We start from the raw sequence: 23,574 nt of genomic DNA, 5'->3' as shown, positions 1-23,574 counted from the left end.
GGGGTCGGTATCGAGATGCTTTTGTCAGCGCGGGGACTGCCAGGCATCGGCGGGGCCGTCCTTGGCGAGCTTGGCGAGCAGGCCGTGCAGAGTCTGTTGCTCCTCGAAGGTGAGCGGGCCGAAGAACTCCGCCGAGGCCTGCTCGCTGAGCCGCTCGACCTCCCTGACCTTGTCCAGGCCCGCGGAGAGGATGTGTACCTCCGTCGCGCGGCGATCGCCGATGTGCGGCCGCCGCTCCGCCAGATGCATCGCCTCCAGCTCGTTCACCAGGGTGACCATGACGGGCTTGAACACCTTCAGCCGATCGCTCAGCCGAGCCTGGATCATCGGACCGTGCTGAATCTGGATGAGGACCCCCAGATGCTGTGGTTTCAGCCCGACCTGCGCCACGACCTGCTCATAAGCCTCGCGGGCATGGGCTGCGACCCAGTTCAGCAGGAAGCCGGTCCACTTGGTCATAGCTTCGGGCGGCCCGTCCGCGGCTTCACCCATGGATTCGTTAACGTTCATAACGTTAACGACTTTAACGGTTTTGCCGAGGGGAGGAAAACCACACCGAGGTCAGCGAGTCGTCAGTCGATCGCGGTGCGCTCGATTGGCGTCGATGAGCCGGTCGAGGGCGTCGCGGGCACTGAGGATCTCCTTGATGTGCTGGTCGATCCGGCCTCGCTCGTGCACCAGCCGCTCGAACGCCTCCTCGGAGTTCTGCTCGCTGGGCGAGTCGACGCACGGCAGCAACTCGACGATCGTACGGCTGGAGAGCCCGGCGGCGTACAGGCGCTGGATGAACACCACCCGCTCGACCTCGTTGTCGGTGTAGTGGCGCTGGCCGCTGGAACTGCGCGTGCTGGTGAGCAGGCCCTGCTCCTCGTAGTAGCGCAGAGAACGGACGCTCACCCCGGCCTTCGACGCCAACTCGCCGATCCGCATCGCGCCTCCCATCGAAAATCCTCGGCCGAACACTTGCCTCTGACGTCAGTGTCAGGTTCTAGCGTAATGGTCGCGTCCAGCCGACGGACGCGACCATTCGCAGGAACCTCGGAAAGGCGTACGCAGATGACGACCCTGTTCGACCGCTACCGGTTCGGTGCGCTGACCCTGCCCAACCGCGTGGTGATGGCCCCGATGACGCGGGTCCGCGCGGGTGCGGGCGGCCTGGCGACACCCTCGATGGCGACCTACTACGCCCAGCGCGCCACCGCCGGGCTCATCGTGACCGAAGGAGTGCAGCCGAGCCTGGTCGGGCAGTCCAATCCGGGCACCCCAGGGCTGTACACCGACGCGCAGGTCGCGGCCTGGCTACCGGTCACCGACGCGGTCCACACCAACGGCGGGCGCATCTTCGCCCAGATCATGCACGGCGGCCGGGTCTCCCACCCCGACACCACGGGGACGCGGCCGGTGGGACCCTCGGCCGTTCCCGCCACCGGGGGGGTGTTCACCCCGACAGGCCCCAAACCGGCGCCCGTGCCGCGGGCGCTGGAGACCGCCGAGGTGTCCGAGCACGCCCGGTCCTACGCCGAAGCCGCCCTCCGGGCCGTCGACGCCGGCTTCGACGGCGTGGAACTGCACGGCGCGAACGGCTACCTCATCGCCCAGTTCCTCTCCAGCAACGCCAACCTGCGCACCGACGCCTACGGCGGACCGATCGCCAACCGGATCCGATTCGCCGTGGAGGCGGTGTCCGCGACCGTCGACGCGGTCGGAGCGCACCGGACGGGCATCCGGCTCTCCCCCGGCGCGGGTTTCTGGGGCGTGCAGGACACCGACGTCCCCGCCCTGTACGGCGCGCTGCTCGCCGAACTCGCCGCCCTGGATCTGGCGTACGTCCACCTCGAGGCCAGCACCGACGAGGACGTGCTCGTCGGGCTGCGCAAGGCCTGGCCCGCCACGCTCATCGTCAACCCGGTCTTCCCGCTGGGCCCCCGGCAGACGGACAGGGCCGCCGCCGACCACTGGCTCGGCCTCGGCGCCGACCTGATCAGCTTCGGCCGCGCCTTCATCGGCAACCCCGACCTGGTGGAACGGTTGCGCCAGGGGCTCCCGATCGCGCCGCACGACGAGTCCACCTGGTACCAGGGCGGCGATGCCGGCTACCTCACCTACCCCGCCTACCGGCACACGGCCTGAACCGAGCCGCCTCAGTCCTGCGCGAACAGCCACGCCCGCAGCGCACGCGGCACGGCCTGCGTTCGGCCACCTCGTCCAGCAGCGGCACATCGGCGGGAGACCAGTCGCCGCCGGACAGCACTTCTTGCCCGCGCCCGCACCGCCACCACGCGAGGCCGAACAGCGGGCGGCCAACCAGAACGACCCAAAAAAATGACTGAAACAATTAGGCTATTTAATGCCTTGGCGGCATTCGTTCCATTATTAACATTTGACTTCTTTTGGTCGCAAATCACGACATAAAAGCGCGAGTCACGGCCCCACATAATCGTGTACAGTCGGGGCCACGATTTCATCCTCCGTTTCGAGTGGCGACCAAAGAAAGGTCATGGAATATGCAGAAAGCAGCCATTGATCGAGTAGGTCTCATCTTCGCCCTGCTCGACGCCGACGGCACCGGCTTCCTGGAGGCCGACGACTTCGAGCTCATGGCGAACCGGGTCATCGCGGCGGCCTCCGACTCCGACGACGCGGCCAAAGCCGCCATGCTGGCCGCCTTCCGGGGCTACTGGGCGGCCCTGTCCTCCGAACTGGACGCCAACGACGACGGCCGCATCAGCTTCGAGGAGTACGCCGCGTGCGTCCTCTCCCCGGAGCGTTTCGACGCGGCGATCAGCGACTTCGCCGAGGCGCTGGCCGAGCTGGGCGATCCGGACGGCGACGGGCTCATCGAACGGCACGTCTTCATGGCGCTCATGACGGCCATCGGCTTCGAGCGCGCGAACATCGACGCGCTCTTCGACGCGTTCGGGCCCTCGGAGACCGACCAGATCACGGTCTCGGTCTGGGCCGCCGGCATCAAGGATTACTACCGCCCGGAGAAGGCCGGAATTCCGGGCGACCATCTGGTCGGAGGACTGATCTGATCGAGACAACGGCAGCCTGACACCTCTGGCCTTCGGTCAACGACCCCCTCCTGAAGGAGGGGGCTTGAGGTGCCGCCTGGTGCCTTGAGCCCGTATTGACCAGCCCCAGCCATCACGAACAGGAGGTGCATCCTCGATGGCTACGTTCACCGCAAGACAGCAGACCCACCAGCCCGTGCTTCCTCAGCGGGCTGCTCTGGAATCCGTGGGAGCAGACAACCCGGGTCAGGACGAAACGGCTCACGGACGCGGCTTCGCCGCACCTGGCGGTGGACATGGGCGAGGGGAGACCGTACGGCACGCACCGGCCGTTCGGCGTCACCCCCAGGACACCGCGGTGTCCGAGGGAGCGAACCGTGAGGTTCACCCGGCCGTGTTCGTCCTGGACGCTCACGGCCACCCGCTCGACCCGTGCCACCCCGCCCGTGCCCGCCGCCTGCTGGCGGCCGGTCGGGCGGTGGTGGTGCGCCGCACACCGTTCGTTATCCGCCTCAAAGACCGGCTCGTCGCCGACTCCACCGTAAAAGGCGTGCACGTCGGTATCGACCCCGGCTCCCAGCACACCGGCATCAGTGTGTTCGCCGACCATGACGGGAGCCGCACCGGCCTGTTCGGCATTCAGCTCGACCATCGGGGCGGGCGGATCCGCGACAGGCTCAGCACGCGGGCCGCGTTGCGCCGTGGCCGCAGGTCGCGGAACCTGCGCTACCGCGTCCCCCGCTTCAACAACCGCACGAAACCTCAAGGGTGGCTGGCGCCGTCGCTGCGCCACCGCGTGGACACGACGATGTCGCAGGTGGCGCGGCTGGCCCGGTGGGCGCCCATCACCGCCGTCCACGTGGAGAAGGTCTCCTTCGACACCCACGCCCTGTCGGCCGGGAGGCCGCTCGAAGGAGCCGAATACCAGCGGGGCACCCTCGCCGGGTACGAGGTCCGCGAATACCTGCTCGCCAAGTGGGGGCGCACCTGCGCCTACTGCGGCGCGAGCGGTGTGCCGCTGAACCTCGACCACATCCATCCCCGCAGCCGGGGCGGCTCCGACCGCGTCAGCAACCTCACCCTGGCCTGCATCCCGTGTAACCAGGCCAAGAACGCCACCCCGATCGAAGAGTTCCTCCAGGCCAAGCCCGCACTCCTGGCGAAGATCCTCAAGCAGGCGAAAGCGCCGCTGCGCGACGCCGCCGCCGTCAACGCCACCCGCTGGGCGCTGTGGCGGGCACTGCAGGCGACCGGCCTGCCGGTCGCGACGGCCTCGGGCGGGCGCACCAGGTGGAACCGGTCGCGTACCGGCGCCGCCAAGTCGCACACGTTGGACGCCCTGCACGTCGGCCACCTGGAGACCGTGACCGCCTGGCCGTCCACGATCCTGGTGGTCACGGCGACCGGGCGCGGCACCTACGCCCGCACCACCCCCGACCGCTACGGCTTCCCCCGCCTGGTGCGGCCACGAATCAAACGCCACCACGGCTTCCAAACCGGCGACCTGGTCCGCGCGGCCGTCCCGACGGGCAAGAAGGCCGGAGCTCACACCGGGCGAGTCCTGGTCCGCTCTTCCGGCTCGTTCGACATCACCACCCGGCACGGCCGCATCACCGGGATCAACCACCGCCATGTCCGCCATCTTCAACGCGCGGACGGCTACGGCTACACGACCAAGAAAGAAGCCGATCTCAATGACCGACCGATCAGGACACGCTCGGGCCTCGGCGGCACTCCCGCCCCCGATTCCTCCCCAGCCTGAAGGCCGGAGCATCCCCGGGAGGTTCTGGTGAAACTCGTTGTCGGACTTTCCGTCGGCCGGGGAACGGGCCCCGAGCTCGCGACCGTCTTCGAGCGGGTGCTGGCCGGAATCGCCGATGCGTATTCGGTTGGAATCGGTGTCACCCGGTCACAAAGGCTCTACCACTCCTACTCATCACTGAGGGCCGGTGCCGACATCGAGCGGGTCCGTGAACTCACCGGGGAGGACGCCGATCACTACACGGACTTCTGCCGCACGCTGGCCGCTCTCGGCGTTCCCGCCGTCTTCCGCACGGCTGTCAACGCCCAGTCGCTCTACCTGGTCCGCCGACGCCTGCAGGCGGTGAAGGTCGACGTCATGACTACCCCGGACGCGTCACTGCTGCTGGTCCGGGACGAGGCCCAGGGCTTCTACACCGGGGAGAACACCCACGTCCCGGGCGCGCTGATCCGCACCATGGCGTTCAGCCGGGAGATCACCGAGAAGGTCATCGCCTTCGCCGTGCGGCGTGCGCGGCAGGAGTGGCCGGACGGCGGAATCGGCCAGATCGTCATGGCGTACAAGTTCCACCTGCTCGACGGGGCCCTCGACGAGTGGGTCGCCGAGAGCGCCGCGCGGCACGGCGTCGAGATCCGTCTGTTCCAGCCGGACACGGTGAACCGCAACCTGATCGAGCACGGCCCGCACCCCCGCACGCTGATCATCGCGAGCAACGAATGGGCCGACATCATGCACGTGGTCCTGCTGGACCGCTTCGGCTCCGAACGCCAGGAGAACCGCTGCACCGAGAACGTCTATCTACATCCCGACGCGGCCGGACTGGTCGAGTACCAGACCGTGCACGGCTCCGCCGACGACCTGGCCGGAACGGACACGGTCAACCCGGTGGCGACCGTACGCGCCGCGGCGGCGATCGCCGAGCGGCACGCGGGCTGCGCCGGGGCGGTTCAGCTGGTAGAACGCGGTCTCGAATCACTCGGCCGCCGAGGCATCGGCACCCCCGACCTCGGCGGACGGCACTCGACCACCGCCATGGTGGACGCACTGCTCGACGCGTTGGAGCCCGCGGGGCGGCCGACCGTGGCGGTGGACTCATGACCACCGCGCTGGTCGTCGTAGACCTGCAGAACGACTTCTGCGTCGGGCCGACCGCTCACGCCCGATACTCCGGCGACCCCGCGACCCTGGAGGCCGTCGCGACGAACACCGCGCTGGCCGTCGACCGGGCCCGTGCCCGCGACATGGAGGTGATCTTCGTCCGGTTCGTCGGCGATGCCGAACATCAGGGTCCGAGCTGGCGGCGCCGGGATCGCACGCAGAACAAGCCGCTCAAGTGTCTGGAAGGTTCGTGGGGCGCGGAGTTCCACCGGGTGTCACCCCTGCCGGGAGAGCGTGTCTTCACCAAGCGAGCGTGCTTCGACGCCTTTCTCAGCACCGGGTTCGAGCAGCACCTCGTCCACCGGGGCTTCGAACGGCTTGTGTTCGCGGGCCTGTACACCGACGTCTGCGTGGACTCCACCGCCCGGACCGCGTTCCAGAAGGGCTTCCACATCACGGTGCTGACCAACTGCACCACCGGCCGGCACCTACCGGACGCGGACGTCCTGCGCTTCATGGCCCGTCTCTATGGCGCTCACCTCAGTACCCACGACCATCCGTGGGTGCCCCCAACCGGAGGGGAGGACGCGTGCCGGGTGTCGAAGACGGCGTCGGCCTGACCGCCCTCATGGTCGCCGCCGCGCGGGCGATCGAGACCCACCGGCCCGATGCTCTGGCCGCCGACACCTACGCCGAGCACTTCGTACGCGCCGCCGAGGCGTCCGCGGCCTGGCCGGTCCGCCCGGCACAGGTTCCGGACGGGGACGCCAACCCCCTGTGGGGCAGGCTGGGGCGCTACTTCGGCCTGCGCACCCGAGTCCTCGACGACTTCCTCATCCGCTCGGTCCGCGAGGGCGCCCGGCAGGTCGTGCTGCTCGGCGCGGGCCTCGACACGCGGGCCTTCCGGTTCGGCTGGCCACCGGGCCGAGTCGTCTACGAGATCGACCGCGACGGCGTCCTGGCGTTCAAACACCACGTGCTCGACGACCTCGCCGCCGTCCCGGCGACCACCCGCCGACCGATCGCGGCCGACCTGCGCGAGGACTGGGCCCGGTCGCTGCTGAACACCGGCTTCGACCCGGCCGTGCCGACCGCGTGGCTGGCCGAGGGCCTGCTGCTCTATCTCCCATCGGCCGCCGAGCGGCGTCTCATCGACACCGTGGACCGCCTGAGCGCCGGGGGAAGCACGCTGGGCTTCGAGGTCAAGCTCTGGACGGAGTCTCCGCAGGTCCGTGCCGGCCCCGTCTACGTCGCGACCAGGCAACAGATCGGCGTGGACCTGCTCGCCCTGTTCGACGGGGAGCCGCGCCCCGACTCCGTCGGCCGCCTGCGGGAGCTGGGCTGGTCCACCGCGATCCACACGCCCTTCGACTTCACCCGCCACCACGGTCGCGGCCCGCTACCCGAACCGAACGACGCCCTGGCGAGCAACCGCTGGGTGTTCGCCGACAAACCCGGCGCGTAGGTCTGACGCGAACAGCCACGCCCGCAGCGCACGCGGCACGGGCCGCGACGGCGTGTGCAACACGCCCAGCCGTTGGGTGGCGCGGGTCAGGGCGACGTAGAGGTTGTTGAGCCCGCGCGGCGACTCGGCCACGATCAGGCCGGGCTCGACCACCAGCACCTCGTCGAACTCCAGGCCCTTGGCCTGCCTCACGTTCAACACGACGACGGGCCGGGGCGCATCGGGGTTCTCGCCGACCGACGCCTCCGGCACGCTCGCCGCGATCGCGAGGCCGAGCGGCTCCAGCAGCGAGTCCGGCGTGATGACCGCGAGCCGCCGGTCGGTCAGCCCGGCGGCCTCGGCCGCGACGACCTCGACCAGCCGGTCGGTGAGTTCCTCCGGCGACACGCGAAGTGCCCACGGCTCCACCCCGCTCTCCCTTACCGAGACGGGTGCCTCAAGGTCGGCGTCGATCTCCGTCAGCACCTCGGCGGCGACGGCCATGATCTCCGCCGGCACCCGGTAGTTCCTGGTGAGGTTCGCAAGCCGCCAGCGCCCCTTGACGTAGGGGTCGAGCACCCGCCCCCACGACAGGGTGCTGCCCGGCTCGCCACTCTGCGCCGTGTCCCCGACGACGGTCATCGACCTGGCGGGGCATCTGCGCATCAGCAGCCGCCAGGCCATCTCCGACAACTCCTGCGCCTCGTCGACGATCACGTGCCCGAACGTCCAGGTCCGGTCGGCCGCCGCGCGCTCGGCCGAGGTGCGGTGGTCCTCCTCCTCGTGCCGCCCGGCGAGCGTGTCCGCGTCGATCAGGTCGTTGACCGTGAGTATCTCGGCCTCCTGGTCGTCCTCCAGGTCGGTGGCCCGCGACCCCATCGCGACGTCCAGCACTCCCTGGGCGTAGCGGACCCGCTCACGCCGTTCGCGCTCCTGCCGGATCCGCTCCGCCCTGGTGTCCTCCCCGAGCAGTTCGGCCGCCTCGTCCAGCAGCGGCACATCGGCGGGCGACCAGCCTCCGCCGGGCTCCCGCAGCAACACCGCCCGATCCTCGGGGGTGAACCCCGGCGTCGCCGAGGCGATGCGCTCCGGCGAGCCGAACAGATCCGTGAGCAGTCGCTGTGGCGTCAGGTCGGGCCAGAGCTCGTCGAGTGCCGCGAGGACCGCCCCGTCGGTGAGCATCTCCCTGCGGATGCCCTCCACCTGGTCGTCGTCCAGCAGGAGCTCACCGTCGAACGGATCGGTGCCGACGCGTTCGACGTACTGCTCGGCGAGGGCTTCGCTGATCTCCCGGACCACGATCGGCCTGGCCGGGTTGTGCTGGAGCAGGGAGGACCGCGCCAGGTCGCGTACCCGCTCGCAGGTCCACCGGTCCAGGCGCAGCGTCTGTCCCTCGTACTCCACCTCAAGGTGGTCCTCAGGCACCCACTCGCGGTCGCGTACCGCGGCGGCGACCACCTCGGCCATCGCCGACCGGCCCTTCACCTCGACGGTCTCCGGCCTTTCCTCCCGTTCCGCGGTCACCCCGGGATACAGCTCGCCGATCGTCGACAGCAGCACGCTCGTCTCCCCCAGCGCGGGAAGCACGTTTCCGACGTAGCGCAGGAACGTGGCGTTCGGTCCGATGACCAGCACCACCCGCCGCGCCAGCTGTCGCCGCCGGGTGTAGAGCAGATAGGCCGCGCGGTGCAGCGCCACCGCGGTCTTTCCCGTCCCCGGTCCTCCCTGCACGACGAGCACTCCGGTGTGCTCGGAGCGGATGACGCGGTCCTGCTCGGCCTGGATCGTCTGGACGATGTCGGTCATCCGGCCGGTCCTGCCGGCGTTCAGTGCCGCCAGCAGGGTGGCCTCGCCCGCCAACCCCTCGTGCCCGGCCTCCGCTGCGGATTCGAGGTCGAGCACCTCGTCGTGGACCTCGACCACCGTGCGGTCGCGGTCCTTGATGTGCCGGCGCCGCCGGACGCCCTCCGAGGTGACCGCGGTGGCGAGGTAGAACGGGCGGGCGGCCGGTGCCCGCCAGTCGATGAGCAGCGGGGCTGTGTCGTCGGCGTCCTCAGCGTCTTCGGCGTCCTCGGTGCCTTTGGCAACGGATGCGGTGGTGACGTCGTCGGCGAGCAGGCCCATCCTGCCGATGTAACGGCGCTCGCCGTCGAGCATGTCGAGCCGCCCGAAGCACAGGCCGTGTTCGGCCGCGTTGAGCTGGGCGAGGCGTTCGGCGTGGGCGGCGTGGGCGGCCTCCCTCTCGACGCGCGCCTGGGCGTTGCCGCCGGTCGTCGCGAGCACCCGGGTCAGCCGCTCGGTGACGTGTTCGCGGAGCTCGTCGAGCCGCCCGTACAGCATCGACACGTACTCCTGCTCCTCGCGCAACGCCTCGATTGACAACAGCACTCCTCATGATATAATTAACCAGTAGACGTGTTTGTTTTTACTTTTCGAGCGGCCAGTAGTGTAGCTTTCGCCGACGCGCCCGTCTACCTTCCTCGCCCCATGCCGGGCAGTGCCCCTTTTTGCGGGCCGATGCCCCAGGGCTGAAAGAGTTCTCCCCTCATGGGACCGAGGATGATCAGCGGTTTGCGGAAGTCGTCGCGCGCCATCGAGTCGGGCAGCCCGGGGAAATTTCACCTCTGGGCTACCCGACTCGATCTCACTACCGCTTCAAGATCGGCTCATGGTCGGTTTTGCCGGCATCTCGGCTGGACGTCGGCACCGTCGCCGGCCGCCGCAGCCGCCCCAGCACCGCGGCCACCGCCGGCAGATCCGGGACCGCACCGATGATCGCCCCCCTCCCGGACAGACCGGCGAACAGGGCGACAGTCAGGTAAGACGCACGCGGTCCGGGGGTGCTTCGGGGCTCCCCTCACCAGGCGGCGGCATGCAAGTGATCCCCTAGCGCAATTGAAACGTTACATTAAGGGGTTTCGGCTTGAACCTTCCAGGGCCGAAACCACTCCGGGTCGTGCCGAATATCCGGCAAACGCCCCTGCTCCAGCCCGCTGGCCTCGAGGTTGAAGATCGACACTCGGACGTCGCGCACGCTCGGTACCGGCGGGAAAACCTCGCGTTAACAACGCGTCCCCATTTCCGCCGGACCGAAAGTCCGTTTTGCGATGTCTTGACATGCGGTTGTAGCACAGAAGATACTCGCACCCTAAGTGAAACGATTCATGGACACGGGAAGAGCGGATGGCGCAGTGGACATGACCGAGGTAGGGAGACCGACCCGAGCTCCGCTACCGGCGGGGCGGGAAGGTGGCGAGGCAGGCACGGACACGCCCCGCACGCCCGCAAGGGGCGGGCACCGGCCGCTCGGCGCGGTGGCCCTGCTGCTCCTGCCCTTCCTCCTGCTGTTCCTGCTCGTCTATATCGCGCCCATCGCCTACGCGGTCTACCAGTCCTTCTTCAAGGTGCAACGGGAGGGCACGTTCGGCCGGCCGAACATCGTCTTCGGCGGCTTCGAGCAGTATGTCAGGGTCTTCGAGAACGAGGCCTTCCGCGACAGCATCGGGCGGGTCCTGCTCTTCGGGGCCGTCCAGGTGCCGGTCATGCTGGGTCTGGCCCTGCTCTTCGCCCTGCTGCTGGACTCCGGCGTGCTGCCCCTGAAGCGCTTCTTCCGGCTCGCCTACTTCGCGCCGTACGCGGTGCCCGGCGTGATCGCGGCGATCATCTGGGGTTTCCTCTACTCGCCGTCCCTGTCACCCTTCGACTGGATCACCGAGCGGATCGCGTTCATGTCGGGACCGATGATCCTCTGGTCCCTGGCCAACGTGACCACCTGGATGTTCACCGGCTACAACATGCTGATCATCTACGCCGCCCTGAAGGCGATCCCGCAGGAGATCTACGAAGCCGCGCGTCTGGACGGCGCGAGCCGGATCCGCATCGCCCTGTCCATCAAGGTGCCCATGGTCCGCCCTGCCATCGTGCTGACGGGTGTCTTCTCGATCATTGGAACGCTTCAACTGTTCACCGAACCGCAAGTCTTCCGGTCGCTGACCACGGCGGTCACCGGAAGCTACACCCCGAACCTGGTCGTCTACAGCACCTCCGTGGTGCCCAACTTCCACCTCGCCGCCGCCTTCTCGGTGGTCCTGGCCCTCACCACGTTCGCCCTCTCGTTCGGCTTCCTCCGGATCACCCAGAGGGGATCGTCGTCATGACCTCGCCCCCCCGATCTCCCGCCCGGACGCACGAGAAGCTGCTGCCGCTGCTGATCATGGTGGCGTTCACCGCGTACATGCTGGTGCCGCTCTGGTGGCTGCTGGTCGCGGCGAGCAAGAGCAGGGCCGACCTCAACTCCACCAACCCGCTCTGGTTCGCCGACTTCCGGCTCCTGGACAACCTGGGCGTCCTGTTCACCTTCAAGGACGGGCTCTTCCTGCGCTGGATCCTGAACAGCCTGCTCTACGCCGGGGTCGGGGCGCTCGGCGCGACCGCCATCGCGGGGATGGCCGGGTACGCCCTGGCCAAGTTCAGCTTCCCGGGCCGGGAGCTCATCTTCAACATGGTGCTCGGCGGGGTGCTGCTCCCGGTGACCACCCTCGCGCTGCCGCTGTTCCTCCTGATCAGCGAGGTCGGCATGGCCGACACCTACTACGCGGTGCTGGTGCCCAGCCTGGTCAGCCCGTTCGGGGTCTACCTCAGCCGGGTCTACGCGGCCAACAGCGTGCCCGAGGAACTTCTGGAGGCGGCCCGGGTGGACGGGCACGGCGAGCTGCGCATCTTCTTCCGGGTCGCGGCGCCGCTCATGACGCCCGGCCTGGTCACCGTGTTCCTGTTCCAGTTCGTACAGATCTGGAACAACTTCTTCCTGCCCCTGATCATGCTGCGCGACGAGTCGTACTTCCCCGTGACGCTCGGCCTGTTCGCGTGGAACAGCCAGGCGACCCAGCAGGCCCCCGAGCTCCGGACGCTGGTCATCGTCGGTGCCGCGGTCTCGGTCGTGCCGCTCATCATCGCCTTCCTCTCTCTCCAGCGCTTCTGGCGGTCGGGCCTGACCGCGGGCGGCCTGAAGTGAGCGGCCGCGGGCCTCGTGTGAAGCCTCGCAAGGAAAGAAAGAAAGAGGATCTCCCGTGAAACCCTGGATCAGACGAGGCGTCGTCGGCGCCGTGACAGCCATACTCGCCCTCGCCTCGGCCGCCTGCGGCAGCGGCGGAAGCACCGGAAGCACCGGAAGCACCGGAAGCACCGGAAGCACCGGAAGCACCGGTGAGGCGTCGCAGGCGGCGGCGCCGCCGTCCAAGTGCGCGCCCACCGAGGGCCCGGTCACGCTGGAGTACTACTCCTGGGTGCCGGGGATCGACAAGGTCATCGACATCTGGAACGCCAAGAACCCCGACATCCAGGTGAAGTTCGTGACCGGCCCCGCCGGTCCGGACGGCGCGTACCAGAACTTCTTCAACGGCATCAAGGCCGGCAACGCGCCGGACCTCGCCCAGATCGAGTACGACTCCCTGTCCAGCTTCCGCCTCCAGGACGGCCTGCTGAACCTGGCCGACTGCGCGGGCGTGCCGGAGGTCAAGGACAAGTTCGTCCCGTGGACCTGGCAGCAGGTGACCTTCGGGGAGTCCGACGGCATCTACGCGATCCCGCAGGACATCGGCCCGATCGGCATGTACTACCGGGCCGACCTGTTCGAGAAGGCCGGGATCAAGCCGCCCACCACCTGGGAGGAGTACTACGAGGCGGCCAAGGTGATCAGCAAGGAGGGCGGCCACATCCACCACTTCGCCTCCGGCGACGTGAACTGGTTCCTGGGCCAGATCTGGCAGGCCGGGGGCCGCTGGTTCTCGGTGTCGGGCGACCAGTGGACCGTCAGCCTGACCGGTGCGGAGTCACAGCAGGTGGCCACGTACTGGCAGCGGATGCTGGACGAGAAACTGGCCCGGCCGATGGCCACCTGGTCCGACGAGTGGTGGAAGGCGCTGGAGACCGGGGACATCTGGACCTGGGTCAGCCCGTACTGGGCCAACGCCCTCATCGCGCAGAACGCCCCCAAGAGCGCCGGCAAGTGGGCGGTGGCGACGATGCCGCAGTGGACGGCCGGCCAGAAGGCGGCGGGTAACTGGGGCGGCTCCACCACGGCGGTGCTCAGCTCGGCCAAGCACCCGTTCGAGGCGGCCAAGTTCGCGACCTGGCTCAACAGCGACCTGGAGGCCCTGCAGGCCCTCAACGAGAACGGCGGTCTCTACCCGGCCACCGCCGAGGGCCAGCAGATGCCGGCCCTGTCCAAGCCGCTGGACTTCTACGGCGGCCAGGACATCTCCGGCATCTTCTCCGAGGCGGCCGCGAACGTGGACCCCGACTTCCCGTGGGGCCCGACCATGACCCAGACCTACAGCGACGTGCGGGACGGCTTCGCCGCCGCCATCGAAGGCAAGGGCAACCTCGCCGACGCGCTCGGCTCCGCACAGCGGTCCACCATCGACGCCCTCAAGTCCCAGTCGATCCCCGTCGCGGGGGGCTGACGTGAACACCCCCCACCCGCAAGAAGTCAGTAGAAGGAGATCCGAGTCAGTGATCAGACGCATCATCCACGGTAAGTTCCCCCGCGTGCTGGCCAGCGCCCTGGTCGTCATCGGGCTCGCGGTGGCGGCGCCCGGCGCCGCCTCGGCGGTCAGCCCCACCAAGACCGACCTCGTCGCCGGCGCCCCCGGCGCGAAGGTCGCCAAGAGCCTGCCCTGCACGCCCAGCCAGGAGCTGAAGAACATCCGGGTCCACGACCCGTTCATCATGCCCGACCCGGTCAGCGGCATCTACTACCTCTACCAGGGCACCACGGTCCGCCGGAGCATCGACCTGGTGAACTGGTGTCCGGCGGTCACCGTGTTCACCAACCCGACGGGCTCGTGGGCCAACACCTCCGAGGGCGCCTGGGCGCCCGAGGCCTGGTACTACAACGGCAAGTACTACTGGTTCGCCACCCTGCACAACCGCAACCGGGTGCTGGCCACCGCCTCGACCCAGGGTCAGGCCTGTGGCGACTGCGGCCAGATCTGGCAGAACCAGCAGTGGCGGGGCACGGTCATCGCGTCCGCCGACTCCCCGATGGGACCGTTCCAGCTGCTCAACCTGGACTCGCCGGTCGCCCCGTCGAACTTCATGACGCTGGACGGGACCCTGTACGTCGACCCGCAGGGCCAGCCGTGGATGGTCTACGCCCACGAGTGGATCCAGAAGATCGACGGCACCATCGAGGCCATCCGCCTGGAGCGGGACGCGAACGGCAACCTCACCGGCCGCGGCGAGGGTGACCCGATCTACCTGTTCAAGGGCTCGGACGCCCCGTGGTACTACCAGGAGGGCACGGTCAACGCCGTCCAGCTGCCCCCGTACGTGACCGACGGCCCGTCGTTCTTCCGCACCAACAACGGCGAACTGCTGATGTTCTGGACGAGCTACCGCAAGCACAACAACGAGTACGTGGTGACGCTCGCCCGTTCCAAGTCCGGTGACCTCAAGGGCCCCTGGGCACAGGAGGACGTCGTGATCACCGAGAACAAGGGGCACTCCATGCTGTTCCGCACCTTCGCCGACCACCCGGGCGCGCAGGGCGCGATCATGATGGCCCTGCACAACAACATGAACCGCGGCGCCAGCATCCGCACCGAGATCTACGAGATGAAGGCGACCGGCCGCACCCTCGACGTGGCGCGGCAGCGGACCGACATCGACGGCAACCCCGCGTCGTCCTGGGTCTGGCCCCCTTCCTAGCCTGTCCCGACCGGTGACGGCAGAATCTGCCGGACACCGGGACCCATGAGACTCCCGGACCCGGCCGTCCACAGGCGGCCGGGTTCGAGCCGTCTTCCGACACGACGCACCATGAAGGGCCCACAGTGACTGGATGGTTCCGCTGGCCGACGGATTCCGACCGGCCCCGGCTGGCGTACGGCGCCGACTACAACCCGGAGCAGTGGCCGCGCGAGGTCTGGCTGGACGATGTCGCGGCGATGCGCGAGGCAGGAGTCACCATCGTCTCCCTCGCGATCTTCTCCTGGTCCCGTCTCCAGCCCGCCGCGGACGAATGGGACTTCGGCTGGCTGGACGAGGTCATGGACCTGATGGCCGAGAACGGCATCGCGGTCGACCTCGCCACCGCCACCGCCTCGCCGCCCCCCTGGCTCACCGCCGCGCACCCGGAGATCCTGCCGGTCGACCGGCTCGGCCGGACCGTGTGGCCGGGCGCCAGGCAGCACTGGCGGCCGACCTCCCCGGTCTTCCGCGAGCACGCGCTGCGCCTGGTCCGCGTCATGGCGGACCGGTACGCGCGGCATCCCGCCCTGGTGGCCTGGCACGTGTCGAACGAGCTCGGCTGCCACAACGCCTACGACTACTCCGCGGACGCCGCGCACGCCTTCCGCGCCTGGCTCCAGCGCCGTTACGCCACCCTGGACCGCCTCAACCAGGCGTGGGGAACCGCGTTCTGGTCCCAGCGGTACGGCGACTGGGACCAGATCCTGCCGCCGCGGCTGGCCGCCGCCCACCTCAACCCGACGCAGCAACTGGACTTCAAACGGTTCTCCTCCGACGCGCTCAGGGACTATCTGCGGGCCGAGCGGGACGTGCTGCGCGAGGTCACGCCGGACGTGCCGGTGACCACCAACTTCATGGTCACCGGCCAGGTGAGCGCGCTGGACTACGCCGGCTGGGCGGCCGAGGTGGACTTCGTCGCCAACGACCACTACCGCAGGCCCGGCCCGCAGGACTTCGACGAGCTGTCCTTCTCCGCCAACCTGATCGGCAACATCGCGGGCGGGCGGCCCTGGTTCCTGATGGAGCACTCCACCAGCGCCGTCAACTGGCAGCACGTGAACGTGACCAAGCGCCCCGGCGAGCTGGCCCGCGACGCCCTCACGCACGTGGCGCACGGGGCCGACGCGGTGTGCTTCTTCCAGTGGCGGCAGTCCGGCGCCGGGGCGGAGAAGTACCATTCGGCGATGCTGCCCCAGGCGGGGCGCGACAGCGAGCTGTTCCGGGCGGTCACCGCGCTCGGCCGCACGCTGGAGACGCTCGCCCCCGTGGCCGGGTCCGACCGGCTGCCCGCCCGGGTGGCCGTCCTCTACGACTGGGAGTCCTGGTGGGTGAGCGAGCTCGACTCCCATCCGAGTTCCCTGCTGGACTACCGGCAGGAGGCGCTGGACTGGTACTCCGCCTTCCTGGCGGCCGGCACCCGGGTGGACGTGCTCCCCGTTCACCGCGACTTCGGCGGGTACGACCTGGTGATCGCGCCGGTCCTGCACGTCGTCCCCGCCGGGCTGGCCGAGCGGCTGACGGCGTACGTGGCCGGTGGGGGTCACCTGGTCACCACGTACTTCTCCGGCATCGTCGACGAGCACGACCACTTCTGGCCGGGCCCCTTCCCCGGCGCGCTGCGCGACCTGCTCGGCATCCGGGTGGAGGAGTTCGCGCCGCTGCTGGAGGAGGAGGCCGTGGCGCTGGACGGCGGTCTCACCGGAACCCTCTGGACCGACCACATCGAGGTGTCCGACCCGGCCGTGGCGGTGCTGGCCCGCTATCTCGACGGCGAGCAGGCGGGGCGGCCCGCGATCACCCGGCGGACCTCCGGGGGCGGTTCCGCGACCTACGTCTCGACCCGGCTCGGCGTGGGCGGGCTCCGGCGGCTCCTGGACCCGATCCTCGCGCATGCCGGGGTACGCGGCGAGGTGGCCGACCTCGACGGCCGGGTCGAGCTGGCGGTGCGCGGTGACGGCGACCACCGGTTCTGGTTCCTGGTCAACCGGACCGACCAGGACGTGACGGCGGCCGGCCTCGACGGAGAGGTGCTCGTCGGGGGGACGACGCCGGGCGGGGCCCCGATCGTGCCCGGCCGCGGGGTTCTGGTGCTGCGCCGACCGGCGAGCTAGCCGCGGCCCGGGCTCGGCCGCCGGTCGGGCGCGGGCCGGCCGGTCAGCCGGCCAGCCCGCGCTCGGCCGCCGCCCAGGCCGCCTCGTGGCCGCGCGGCTCGTACCGGACGATGTCGGCCTTGCGGGCGACCAGCGACCGCAGCTCGGCCAGGCCGCCGTCGATCGCGCCGACGGCCCGCGCCTGTACCAGGACGTTGCCCAGCGCCGTCGCCTCCACCGGTCCCGCCAGTACGGGCAGCCCGCAGGCGTCGGCGGTCAGCTGGCAGAGCAGGGCGTTGCGGGCGCCGCCCCCGACCACGTGGATCACGTCGACCTCCTGCCCGGACAGCTCGCAGGCCTGGCGGGCGGTACGCCGGTAGGCCAGCGCCAGGCTGTCGAGGACGCAACGGACGAATTCGGCCGGAGTGCCGGGAACCGGCTGGCCGGTGCGGCGGCAGATCTCGGCGATCCGGGCCGGCATGTCGCCGGGCGGGAGGAACGCGGGGTCGTCGCAGTCGACCACCGAGACGAAGGGCGGCACGTCCGCCGCGGCGGCCAGGAGCGCCGTCAGGTCCTGCCCCGAACCGGCCGCCGCCCAGGTCCGCATCGACTCCTGGAGCAGCCACAGGCCCATGACGTTGCGCAGGTAGCGGATCGTGCCGTCCACGCCGGACTCGTTGCTGAAGTTGGCCAGGCGGCTGGCCTCGGTGAGCACCGGCCGCCGCAGTTCCACGCCCACCAGCGACCAGGTGCCGCAGGAGATGTACAGGAACCGCTCGTCCCGGGCCGGCACCCCGGCGACGGCCGAGGCGGTGTCGTGCGAGCCGACCACGGTGACCGGGATCGGCCGCCCGGGCCCGGCGCCGCCCAGCACCTCCGGCGGCAGCGTCCCTGCGGGCTCGCCCGGCTCCCGCAGGCGGGGGAGCAGGCGGCCCGGCAGCCCCAGCCGTTCCACGAGGTCGCGCGCCCAGCCACGTTGGCGCACGTCCAGGAGCTGGGTGGTGGAGGCGTTGGTGACCTCGGCCCCGATCTCGCCGGTGAGCCAGTAGGCCAGCAGGTCGGGAATGAGCAGCATGGTCCGCGCGGCGTCGAGCAGGCCCAGCCGCTGGGCCGCCACCAGCTGGTAGACGGTGTTGAACGGCAACATCTGCAACCCGGTCACCTGGTACAGGTGGTCCGGGCCGAGTCGCTCGGTCACCTCCGCCATGACGCCGTCGGTGCGCCGGTCCCGGTAGTGCACCGGGCTGCCGAGCAGGCGGCCGTCCCGGCCGAGCAGGCCGAAGTCGCAGCCCCACGAGTCGATGCCCACGCCGACCAGGCCGGGATGGGCGTCCAGGGCGGCGCGCAGGCCCGCGAGCACCTCGCCGTACAGACCCAGGATGTTCCAGTGCAGGGTGCCCCGCACGTCCACCGGTTCGTTCGCGAACCGGTGGACGGCGGTGAGGCCGAGGTCGTTCCTGCCCACCCTGCCCACCATCACCCGGCCGCTGGAGGCGCCCAGGTCCACGGCGGCGACCACGGCCGGCTGCACGACGGCCACTACCGGAGGAACGCGGCGGCGACGCCGGCGTCGACCGGGATGTGCAGCCCGGTGGTGTGGGAGAGTTCCCCGGCGGTCAGGACGAAGACGGCGCCTGCCACGTGCTCCGGCAGGACCTCCCGCTTGAGCAGGGTGCGCTGGGCGTAGTAGGCGCCCAGTTCCGACTCGGGCACGCCGTACACGGCCGCCCGCCTGGCGCCCCAGCCGCCCGCGAAGATTCCCGAGCCGCGCACCACCCCGTCGGGGTTGACGCCGTTGACCCGGATGCCGTGCGCGCCCAGTTCGGCGGCGAGCAGCCGTACCTGGTGGGCCTGGTCCGCCTTGGCGGCGCCGTAGGCCACGTTGTTCGGACCGGCGAAGACGGCGTTCTTGCTGGAGATGTAGACGATGTCCCCGCCCATGTCCTGCGCGACCATGACCCGCGCCGCCTCCCGGGAGACCAGGAAGGAGCCCTTGGCCATCACGTCGTGCTGCAGGTCCCACTCGTGCTCGGTGGTGTCGAGCAGCGGCTTGGAGATGGACAGACCGGCGTTGTTGACCACCAGGTCCACCCCGCCGAAAGCCAGCACCGCCTCGCGCAGCGCCGCCGTCACCGCCTCGGCGTCGGTGACATCGGCCGCCACGGCGACCGCGACGTCGGTCCCGCCGATCTCCCGCGCCGCCGCCTGGGCGGCGGCGCCGTCGCGGTCGGCGACCACCACGCAGGCACCCTCGGCGGCCAGGCGGCGGGCGGTCGCCCGGCCGATGCCGGACCCGCCGCCGGTCACGAACGCCACCCGCGCGGCCAGCGGCCGGGGCGGGGGCATCCGGCGCAGCTTGGCCTCTTCCAGGGCCCAGTACTCGATCCGGAACTTCTCCCGCTCGTCGATCGGCGCGTACGTGGAGACGGCCTCGGCGCCGCGCATGACGTTGATCGCGTTGACGTAGAACTCGCCCGCCACCCGGGCGGTCTGCTTGTCTGCGCCGAAGCTGAACATGCCGACACCGGGGACCAGCACGATCGCCGGGTCGGCGCCGCGCATCGGCGGCGATTCCGGGTCGGCGTACCGCTGGTAGTAGTCCTGGTAGTCGCGGCGGTAGGCGGCGTGCAGCTCCCGGAGCCGGGCCACCGCCTCCGCCGGCGGGGCGTCCGGGGGCAGGTCGAGCACCAGCGGCCGGACCTTGGTCCGCAGGAAGTGGTCGGGACAGGACGTGCCGAGCGCGGCGAGCCGGGGGTGTGCCTCGCGGGCGAGGAAGTCCAGGACCACATCGGCGTCGGTGAAGTGGCCGACCTGGGGCCGGTCGGTGGAGGCCAGGCCGCGGATCACCGGCGCGAGCGCCGCCGCCCGCGCCCGCCGCTCCCCGTCGGGCAGCGCGGCGAAGCCGGGCAGCGCCGGCCCGAACGGCTCCGGCCGCCCTCGTTCGGCGAGGAAGTCGCCCGCCCGCTGGATGATCTCCAGCGAGTGCGCCGCGCACTCCTCGGCGGTGGCCCCCCACGCGGTGATGCCGTGCCCGCCGAGGATGACACCGATGGCCTGCGGGTGGGCGCGGGCCGTGGCGGCGATGTCCAGGCCGAGCTGGAACCCGGGCCGCCGCCACGGCACCCAGACCACCCGGTCGCCGAAGATCTCCTTGGTGAGCGCCGGGCCGTCGGCGGCGGTCGCGATCGCGATGCCCGAGTCGGGGTGCAGGTGGTCGACGTGCGCCGCGTCGAGCAGGCCGTGCATCGCGGTGTCGATCGACGGGGCGGCCCCGCCGTGACCGTGCCGGCAGTAGTCGAGCGCGGCGACGCACTCGTCCTCGCGCTCGACGCCGGGATAGTTGCCGGCCAGCGCGCGCAGCCGGTCCAGCCGGAGCACCGCGAGCCCCGCCGGGGTCAGTGTGCCGAGGTCGCCGCCGGAACCCTTCACCCACAGCAGTTCGACCGGATCGCCCGTCACGGGGTCGTCCGCCGAGCCCTTGGCCGAGGTGTTGCCCCCGGCGTAGTTGGTATTGCGCGGATCGGCGCCGAGCCGGTTCGACCGGGCGATGAGGTCCGCTACCGGTGTCGTCTCAGGCGATGTCGACATGTCAGGCCCCCCAGCCCGCTTGTTCGCCGCCGACCCGCTCGGCCCGCACCTTCTCCAGGTAGCCCGACCGCCGGTAGGCGGCGACCGGGTCGGGGTCCAGGCCCATCTCGGCGCGCAGGTCGCGCAGGAGCGGCCGGACGTCGGTGTGGTAGGCGTCCATCAGCACCGCGTTGGCGTCCAGTACGTCACCGGCCCGCTGCGCCGTGGTCAGCGCGTCGACGTCGACCAGGAGCGCCTTCGCGGTCGCCTCCTGCACGTTCAGCACGGACCGGATGACCGCCTCCACCTTCGGCTCGATGTTGTGGCACTGGTCCAGCATGTACGCGATGCCGTACGACGGGCGGAGCGCGTCCGCCTGCACGATCTCGTGCATGATGCGGAACAGCTCGAACGGGTTGGCGGCGCCCGCCATCAGGTCGTCGTCGGCGTAGAACCGCGAGTTGAAGTCGAACCCGCCCAGCCGCCCGGCCCGGAGCAGGAACGCCACGATGAACTCGACGTTCACGCCCGGCGCGTGGTGGCCGGTGTCGATCACCACCTGGGCCCGGTCGCCCAGCTCCAGGCAGTGCGCGTAGGCGGTGCCCCAGTCGGGGACGTCGGTCAGGTAGAAGGCCGGTTCGAAGAGCTTGTACTCCAGCAGCAGGCGCTGGTCGGCGGCCAGCCGGTCGTAGGCCGCCCGCAGCGCCGCCGCGAGCCTGTCCTGCCGGTCCCGGGCGCTGTCCTGCCCCGGGTAGTTGGTGCCGTCGGAGAACCACAACTTGAGATCCCGCGATCCGGTCGCGTCCATCACGTCGACGCACTCGATGAGGTGGCCGATCGCCTTGCGCCGTATGGCCGGGTCCGGGTTGGTGACCGATCCCAGGCGGTAGTCGTCGTCCTGGAAGACGTTGGCGTTGATCGTGCCGATTCCGACGCCGAGGTCCTTGGCGTACCCGGCCAGGGCCGGGTAGTCGGCGACCTTGTCCCAGGGGATGTGCAGGGCGACGCTCGGAGCCACCCCGGTGAAACGATGCACCGTCGCCGCGTCGGCGATCTTCTCGTACGGATCCCGGGGAACGCCCTGCTGCGTGAACACCTTGAAACGGGTCCCGGAGTTGCCGAAAGCCCAGGAGGGCGTCTCGATACGCTGCGCGCGCAGCGCGGCCAGGACCCGCGCACGCGTGGCGGGGGCGATCTCGGTCATGGTCGGCCTTCCAGTTGGTCGTCGAGGTGGTCATGCCGGCCGGCCGCGTTGAGCGGGGCCCGGGTCCCGGGCCGGATGGCTGCGTGTCGGCGTCGGTCCGCGTCCGGGCGGTTCTCGCCCTGAGGGCGCGGTGGGTCCAGCCCACGCCACCTCTCACACCTGGGTTCATGAAACGTTTCACACAGCATGCTGGGAGAATATGCCGCGCGTTCCGCGGGGTCAAGGACACGCCGCCCTCGCTACCCTTCTCACGAGGGGGAATGGGCGATTAGTCGGCACTCGGACCCGCCATGCCGCATACTCGTACTGTCACTCACCGGAGGCCGTACGGCACCCGCGGCGCCGGTAGGTGCGCGGCCACTGCACTGGTACGTTTCATTTACTGGACCGGCCGGGCAGAGCCATCACTGTCGGCGCGCCAGATTGACGCTTACCGGTTGAGGGGAAAATGGCATCCGCCAACATCAAGGAAGTGGCGAAGTACGCGAGCGTGTCACTCGGGACGGTCAGCAACGTGCTCAACCGGCCCGACATGGTCTCACCCGCTACCCGTCAGCGAGTGCTCGACGCGATCGAGAAGCTGGGCTACGTGCGCAACGACTCCGCCCGTCAGCTGCGGGTCGGGCGTAGCCGTACCATCGCGATCGTCGTCCTCGACGTCTCCAACCCCTTCTTCACCGATGTGATCCGAGGCGCGGAGGAGGTGGTGGAGAACGCGGGCGGGATGCTCATCGTCTGCAACAGCGGGGAGGACGCCGAGCGCGAGGGCCGCCACCTCGACATGCTCAAGGAGCAGCGGGTGCAGGGACTGCTCATCACACCGGTCCCCGACGGCCGACACCCCCGCCTGGACGCCTTCGTGGACCACCGCATCCCCGTGGTGCTGGTCGACCGCGGGTCCGGCCATCCGAGCCGCTGCTCGGTCTCCGTCGACGACATCACGGGGGGCCGGGTGGCCGCCGACCACCTGGCCGACCGCGGCCACCGGCGGATCGTGTACGTCGGCGGCCCGCTCTCGATCCGGCAGGTGGCCGACCGGCGGGCCGGCGCCGCCGCCGCCCTCGCGGAACGGGGCCAGGACGTGAAGCTGGAGACCTACGAGACCCTCAGCCTGTCGGTCGCCGCAGGACGCCAGGCCGCCAACGATCTCGCCGCGCGGCCGGTGGGCGAGCGGCCGACCGCCATCTTCTGCGCCAACGACCTGGTCGCGCTCGGCGTGCTGCAGGGCCTGACCGCGCACGGCATCCGGGTGCCCGAGGACATCGCGCTGGTGGGCTACGACGACATAGAGTTCGCCGCCGCGGCCGCCGTGCCGCTGAGTTCGGTACGCCAGCCGCGCGCCCAGCTCGGCCGCACGGCCGCCGAACTGCTCCTGGAGGAGGCGGAGTCGCTCGACGGGGGGCGGCACAGCCACCGGCACGTCGTCTTCCAGCCGGAATTGGTGATCCGGGCGTCCAGCGACCACGACCGTTCCGTATGAACCACTGAGGCGGAAATATCGCTAGCCGGGCGATGGCACGACCCCGGCACGGATCTTCCAGTCCCCTGGACATGCGAAAAGCTTCGGTGACTTACAGGGCTCGAAGCCATTGATCGAGGGCTGCGAAGTCTTCGCCGGTGAGCCCCCGGTATGACTCCACACG

At 70.1% G+C, this 23,574-nt stretch carries 18 protein-coding genes; 12 read left to right on the top strand and 6 right to left on the bottom strand.

The window, feature by feature from the left end:
- Positions 1–24: 24 nt before the first annotated feature.
- A complete protein-coding gene (locus tag ABZ664_RS20675; RefSeq protein ID WP_362511934.1) occupies positions 25–510 on the bottom strand; it encodes a MarR family winged helix-turn-helix transcriptional regulator in 486 nt (161 codons plus the stop codon).
- Between the two features lie 51 nt (positions 511–561).
- A complete protein-coding gene (locus ABZ664_RS20670) occupies positions 562–930 on the bottom strand; it encodes a MerR family transcriptional regulator (protein WP_362512323.1) in 369 nt (122 codons plus the stop codon).
- A gap of 126 nt (positions 931–1,056) precedes the next feature.
- Here ABZ664_RS20670 and ABZ664_RS20665 point away from each other — a divergent pair, with 126 nt between their 5' ends.
- The 6 genes from ABZ664_RS20665 (at position 1,057) to ABZ664_RS20640 (ending at position 7,339) form a co-directional block, all read left to right on the top strand.
- A complete protein-coding gene (locus ABZ664_RS20665) occupies positions 1,057–2,130 on the top strand; it encodes an alkene reductase (RefSeq protein WP_362511930.1) in 1,074 nt (357 codons plus the stop codon).
- A 374-nt stretch (positions 2,131–2,504) separates the two neighbouring features.
- Complete coding sequence (locus ABZ664_RS20660) at positions 2,505–3,035, top strand: EF-hand domain-containing protein (RefSeq protein ID WP_362511927.1); 531 nt, start codon at positions 2,505–2,507, stop codon at positions 3,033–3,035.
- A gap of 337 nt (positions 3,036–3,372) precedes the next feature.
- Positions 3,373–4,776: an RNA-guided endonuclease IscB gene (gene iscB, locus ABZ664_RS20655; protein ID WP_362511924.1), complete on the top strand. Its 1,404-nt coding sequence runs from the start codon at positions 3,373–3,375 to the stop codon at positions 4,774–4,776.
- Between the two features lie 27 nt (positions 4,777–4,803).
- Positions 4,804–5,874 (top strand): isocitrate/isopropylmalate family dehydrogenase, encoded by a 1,071-nt coding sequence (locus tag ABZ664_RS20650; RefSeq protein WP_362511921.1) that lies wholly within the window; start codon positions 4,804–4,806, stop codon positions 5,872–5,874.
- Complete coding sequence (locus ABZ664_RS20645) at positions 5,871–6,494, top strand: cysteine hydrolase (RefSeq protein WP_362511918.1); 624 nt, start codon at positions 5,871–5,873, stop codon at positions 6,492–6,494. The genes ABZ664_RS20650 and ABZ664_RS20645 overlap by 4 nt, the downstream gene beginning before the upstream one ends.
- Positions 6,464–7,339 (top strand): class I SAM-dependent methyltransferase, encoded by an 876-nt coding sequence (locus ABZ664_RS20640; RefSeq protein WP_362511915.1) that lies wholly within the window; start codon positions 6,464–6,466, stop codon positions 7,337–7,339. The genes ABZ664_RS20645 and ABZ664_RS20640 overlap by 31 nt, the downstream gene beginning before the upstream one ends.
- Here ABZ664_RS20640 and ABZ664_RS20635 read toward each other — a convergent pair.
- Positions 7,274–9,700 (bottom strand): AAA family ATPase, encoded by a 2,427-nt coding sequence (locus ABZ664_RS20635; RefSeq protein WP_362511912.1) that lies wholly within the window; start codon positions 9,698–9,700, stop codon positions 7,274–7,276. The two genes, ABZ664_RS20640 and ABZ664_RS20635, sit on opposite strands and share 66 nt — an antisense overlap.
- 932 nt (positions 9,701–10,632) lie before the next feature.
- Between ABZ664_RS20635 and ABZ664_RS20630 the strand changes: the two genes are divergently transcribed.
- From ABZ664_RS20630 to ABZ664_RS20610, 5 genes are all read left to right on the top strand, one after another.
- Positions 10,633–11,475: a sugar ABC transporter permease gene (locus tag ABZ664_RS20630; RefSeq protein ID WP_362511909.1), complete on the top strand. Its 843-nt coding sequence runs from the start codon at positions 10,633–10,635 to the stop codon at positions 11,473–11,475.
- Complete coding sequence (locus ABZ664_RS20625; RefSeq protein ID WP_362511907.1) at positions 11,472–12,332, top strand: carbohydrate ABC transporter permease; 861 nt, start codon at positions 11,472–11,474, stop codon at positions 12,330–12,332. Before ABZ664_RS20630 ends, ABZ664_RS20625 begins: the two co-directional genes overlap by 4 nt.
- 55 nt (positions 12,333–12,387) lie before the next feature.
- The gene (locus ABZ664_RS20620; protein ID WP_362511904.1) at positions 12,388–13,782 is read left to right on the top strand and encodes an extracellular solute-binding protein; all 1,395 of its coding nucleotides are present in this window, start codon (positions 12,388–12,390) and stop codon (positions 13,780–13,782) included.
- Between the two features lie 49 nt (positions 13,783–13,831).
- Positions 13,832–15,028, top strand: a complete 1,197-nt coding sequence (locus ABZ664_RS20615) for a glycoside hydrolase family 43 protein (protein ID WP_362511901.1) — start codon at positions 13,832–13,834, stop codon at positions 15,026–15,028.
- 125 nt (positions 15,029–15,153) lie between these two features.
- Positions 15,154–17,181, top strand: a complete 2,028-nt coding sequence (locus ABZ664_RS20610; RefSeq protein WP_362511898.1) for a beta-galactosidase — start codon at positions 15,154–15,156, stop codon at positions 17,179–17,181.
- A gap of 43 nt (positions 17,182–17,224) precedes the next feature.
- On the opposite strand, the gene ABZ664_RS20605 is transcribed toward ABZ664_RS20610, so the two are convergent.
- The 3 genes from ABZ664_RS20605 to rhaI are packed head-to-tail and all read right to left on the bottom strand — an operon-like array spanning position 17,225 to position 21,931.
- Positions 17,225–18,691 (bottom strand): rhamnulokinase family protein, encoded by a 1,467-nt coding sequence (locus ABZ664_RS20605; protein WP_362512320.1) that lies wholly within the window; start codon positions 18,689–18,691, stop codon positions 17,225–17,227.
- An 8-nt stretch (positions 18,692–18,699) separates the two neighbouring features.
- Entirely contained in the window at positions 18,700–20,748 is a 2,049-nt protein-coding gene (locus tag ABZ664_RS20600) for a bifunctional aldolase/short-chain dehydrogenase (protein WP_362511895.1), read from the bottom strand.
- 1 nt (position 20,749) lies between these two features.
- On the bottom strand, positions 20,750–21,931 hold the full coding sequence (gene rhaI, locus ABZ664_RS20595) for an L-rhamnose isomerase (protein ID WP_362511892.1): 1,182 nt from the start codon (positions 21,929–21,931) through the stop codon (positions 20,750–20,752).
- 448 nt (positions 21,932–22,379) lie between these two features.
- Here rhaI and ABZ664_RS20590 point away from each other — a divergent pair, with 448 nt between their 5' ends.
- Positions 22,380–23,411 carry a LacI family DNA-binding transcriptional regulator gene (locus ABZ664_RS20590; RefSeq protein ID WP_362511889.1) on the top strand — a complete coding sequence of 344 codons (1,032 nt, stop codon included), beginning with the start codon at positions 22,380–22,382 and terminating at the stop codon, positions 23,409–23,411.
- Positions 23,412–23,574 lie beyond the last annotated feature (163 nt).

This window comes from Streptosporangium sp. NPDC006930, assembly GCF_040635605.1.
Lineage (GTDB): Bacteria > Actinomycetota > Actinomycetes > Streptosporangiales > Streptosporangiaceae > Streptosporangium.
Note: the sequence above shows the minus strand (reverse complement) of the source record. Positions and strands in the feature narration are given on the sequence as shown.

What these genes read in the sequence shown, in the direction of transcription:
- ABZ664_RS20675 (WP_362511934.1), bottom strand. Translation starts at nt 510, where the DNA reads ATGAACGTTAACGAATCCATGGGTGAAGCCGCGGACGGGCCGCCCGAA.
- ABZ664_RS20670 (WP_362512323.1), bottom strand. Translation starts at nt 930, where the DNA reads ATGCGGATCGGCGAGTTGGCGTCGAAGGCCGGGGTGAGCGTCCGTTCT.
- ABZ664_RS20665 (WP_362511930.1), top strand. Translation starts at nt 1,057, where the DNA reads ATGACGACCCTGTTCGACCGCTACCGGTTCGGTGCGCTGACCCTGCCC.
- ABZ664_RS20660 (WP_362511927.1), top strand. Translation starts at nt 2,505, where the DNA reads ATGCAGAAAGCAGCCATTGATCGAGTAGGTCTCATCTTCGCCCTGCTC.
- ABZ664_RS20645 (WP_362511918.1), top strand. Translation starts at nt 5,871, where the DNA reads ATGACCACCGCGCTGGTCGTCGTAGACCTGCAGAACGACTTCTGCGTC.
- ABZ664_RS20625 (WP_362511907.1), top strand. Translation starts at nt 11,472, where the DNA reads ATGACCTCGCCCCCCCGATCTCCCGCCCGGACGCACGAGAAGCTGCTG.
- ABZ664_RS20600 (WP_362511895.1), bottom strand. Translation starts at nt 20,748, where the DNA reads ATGTCGACATCGCCTGAGACGACACCGGTAGCGGACCTCATCGCCCGG.
- rhaI (WP_362511892.1), bottom strand. Translation starts at nt 21,931, where the DNA reads ATGACCGAGATCGCCCCCGCCACGCGTGCGCGGGTCCTGGCCGCGCTG.
- ABZ664_RS20590 (WP_362511889.1), top strand. Translation starts at nt 22,380, where the DNA reads ATGGCATCCGCCAACATCAAGGAAGTGGCGAAGTACGCGAGCGTGTCA.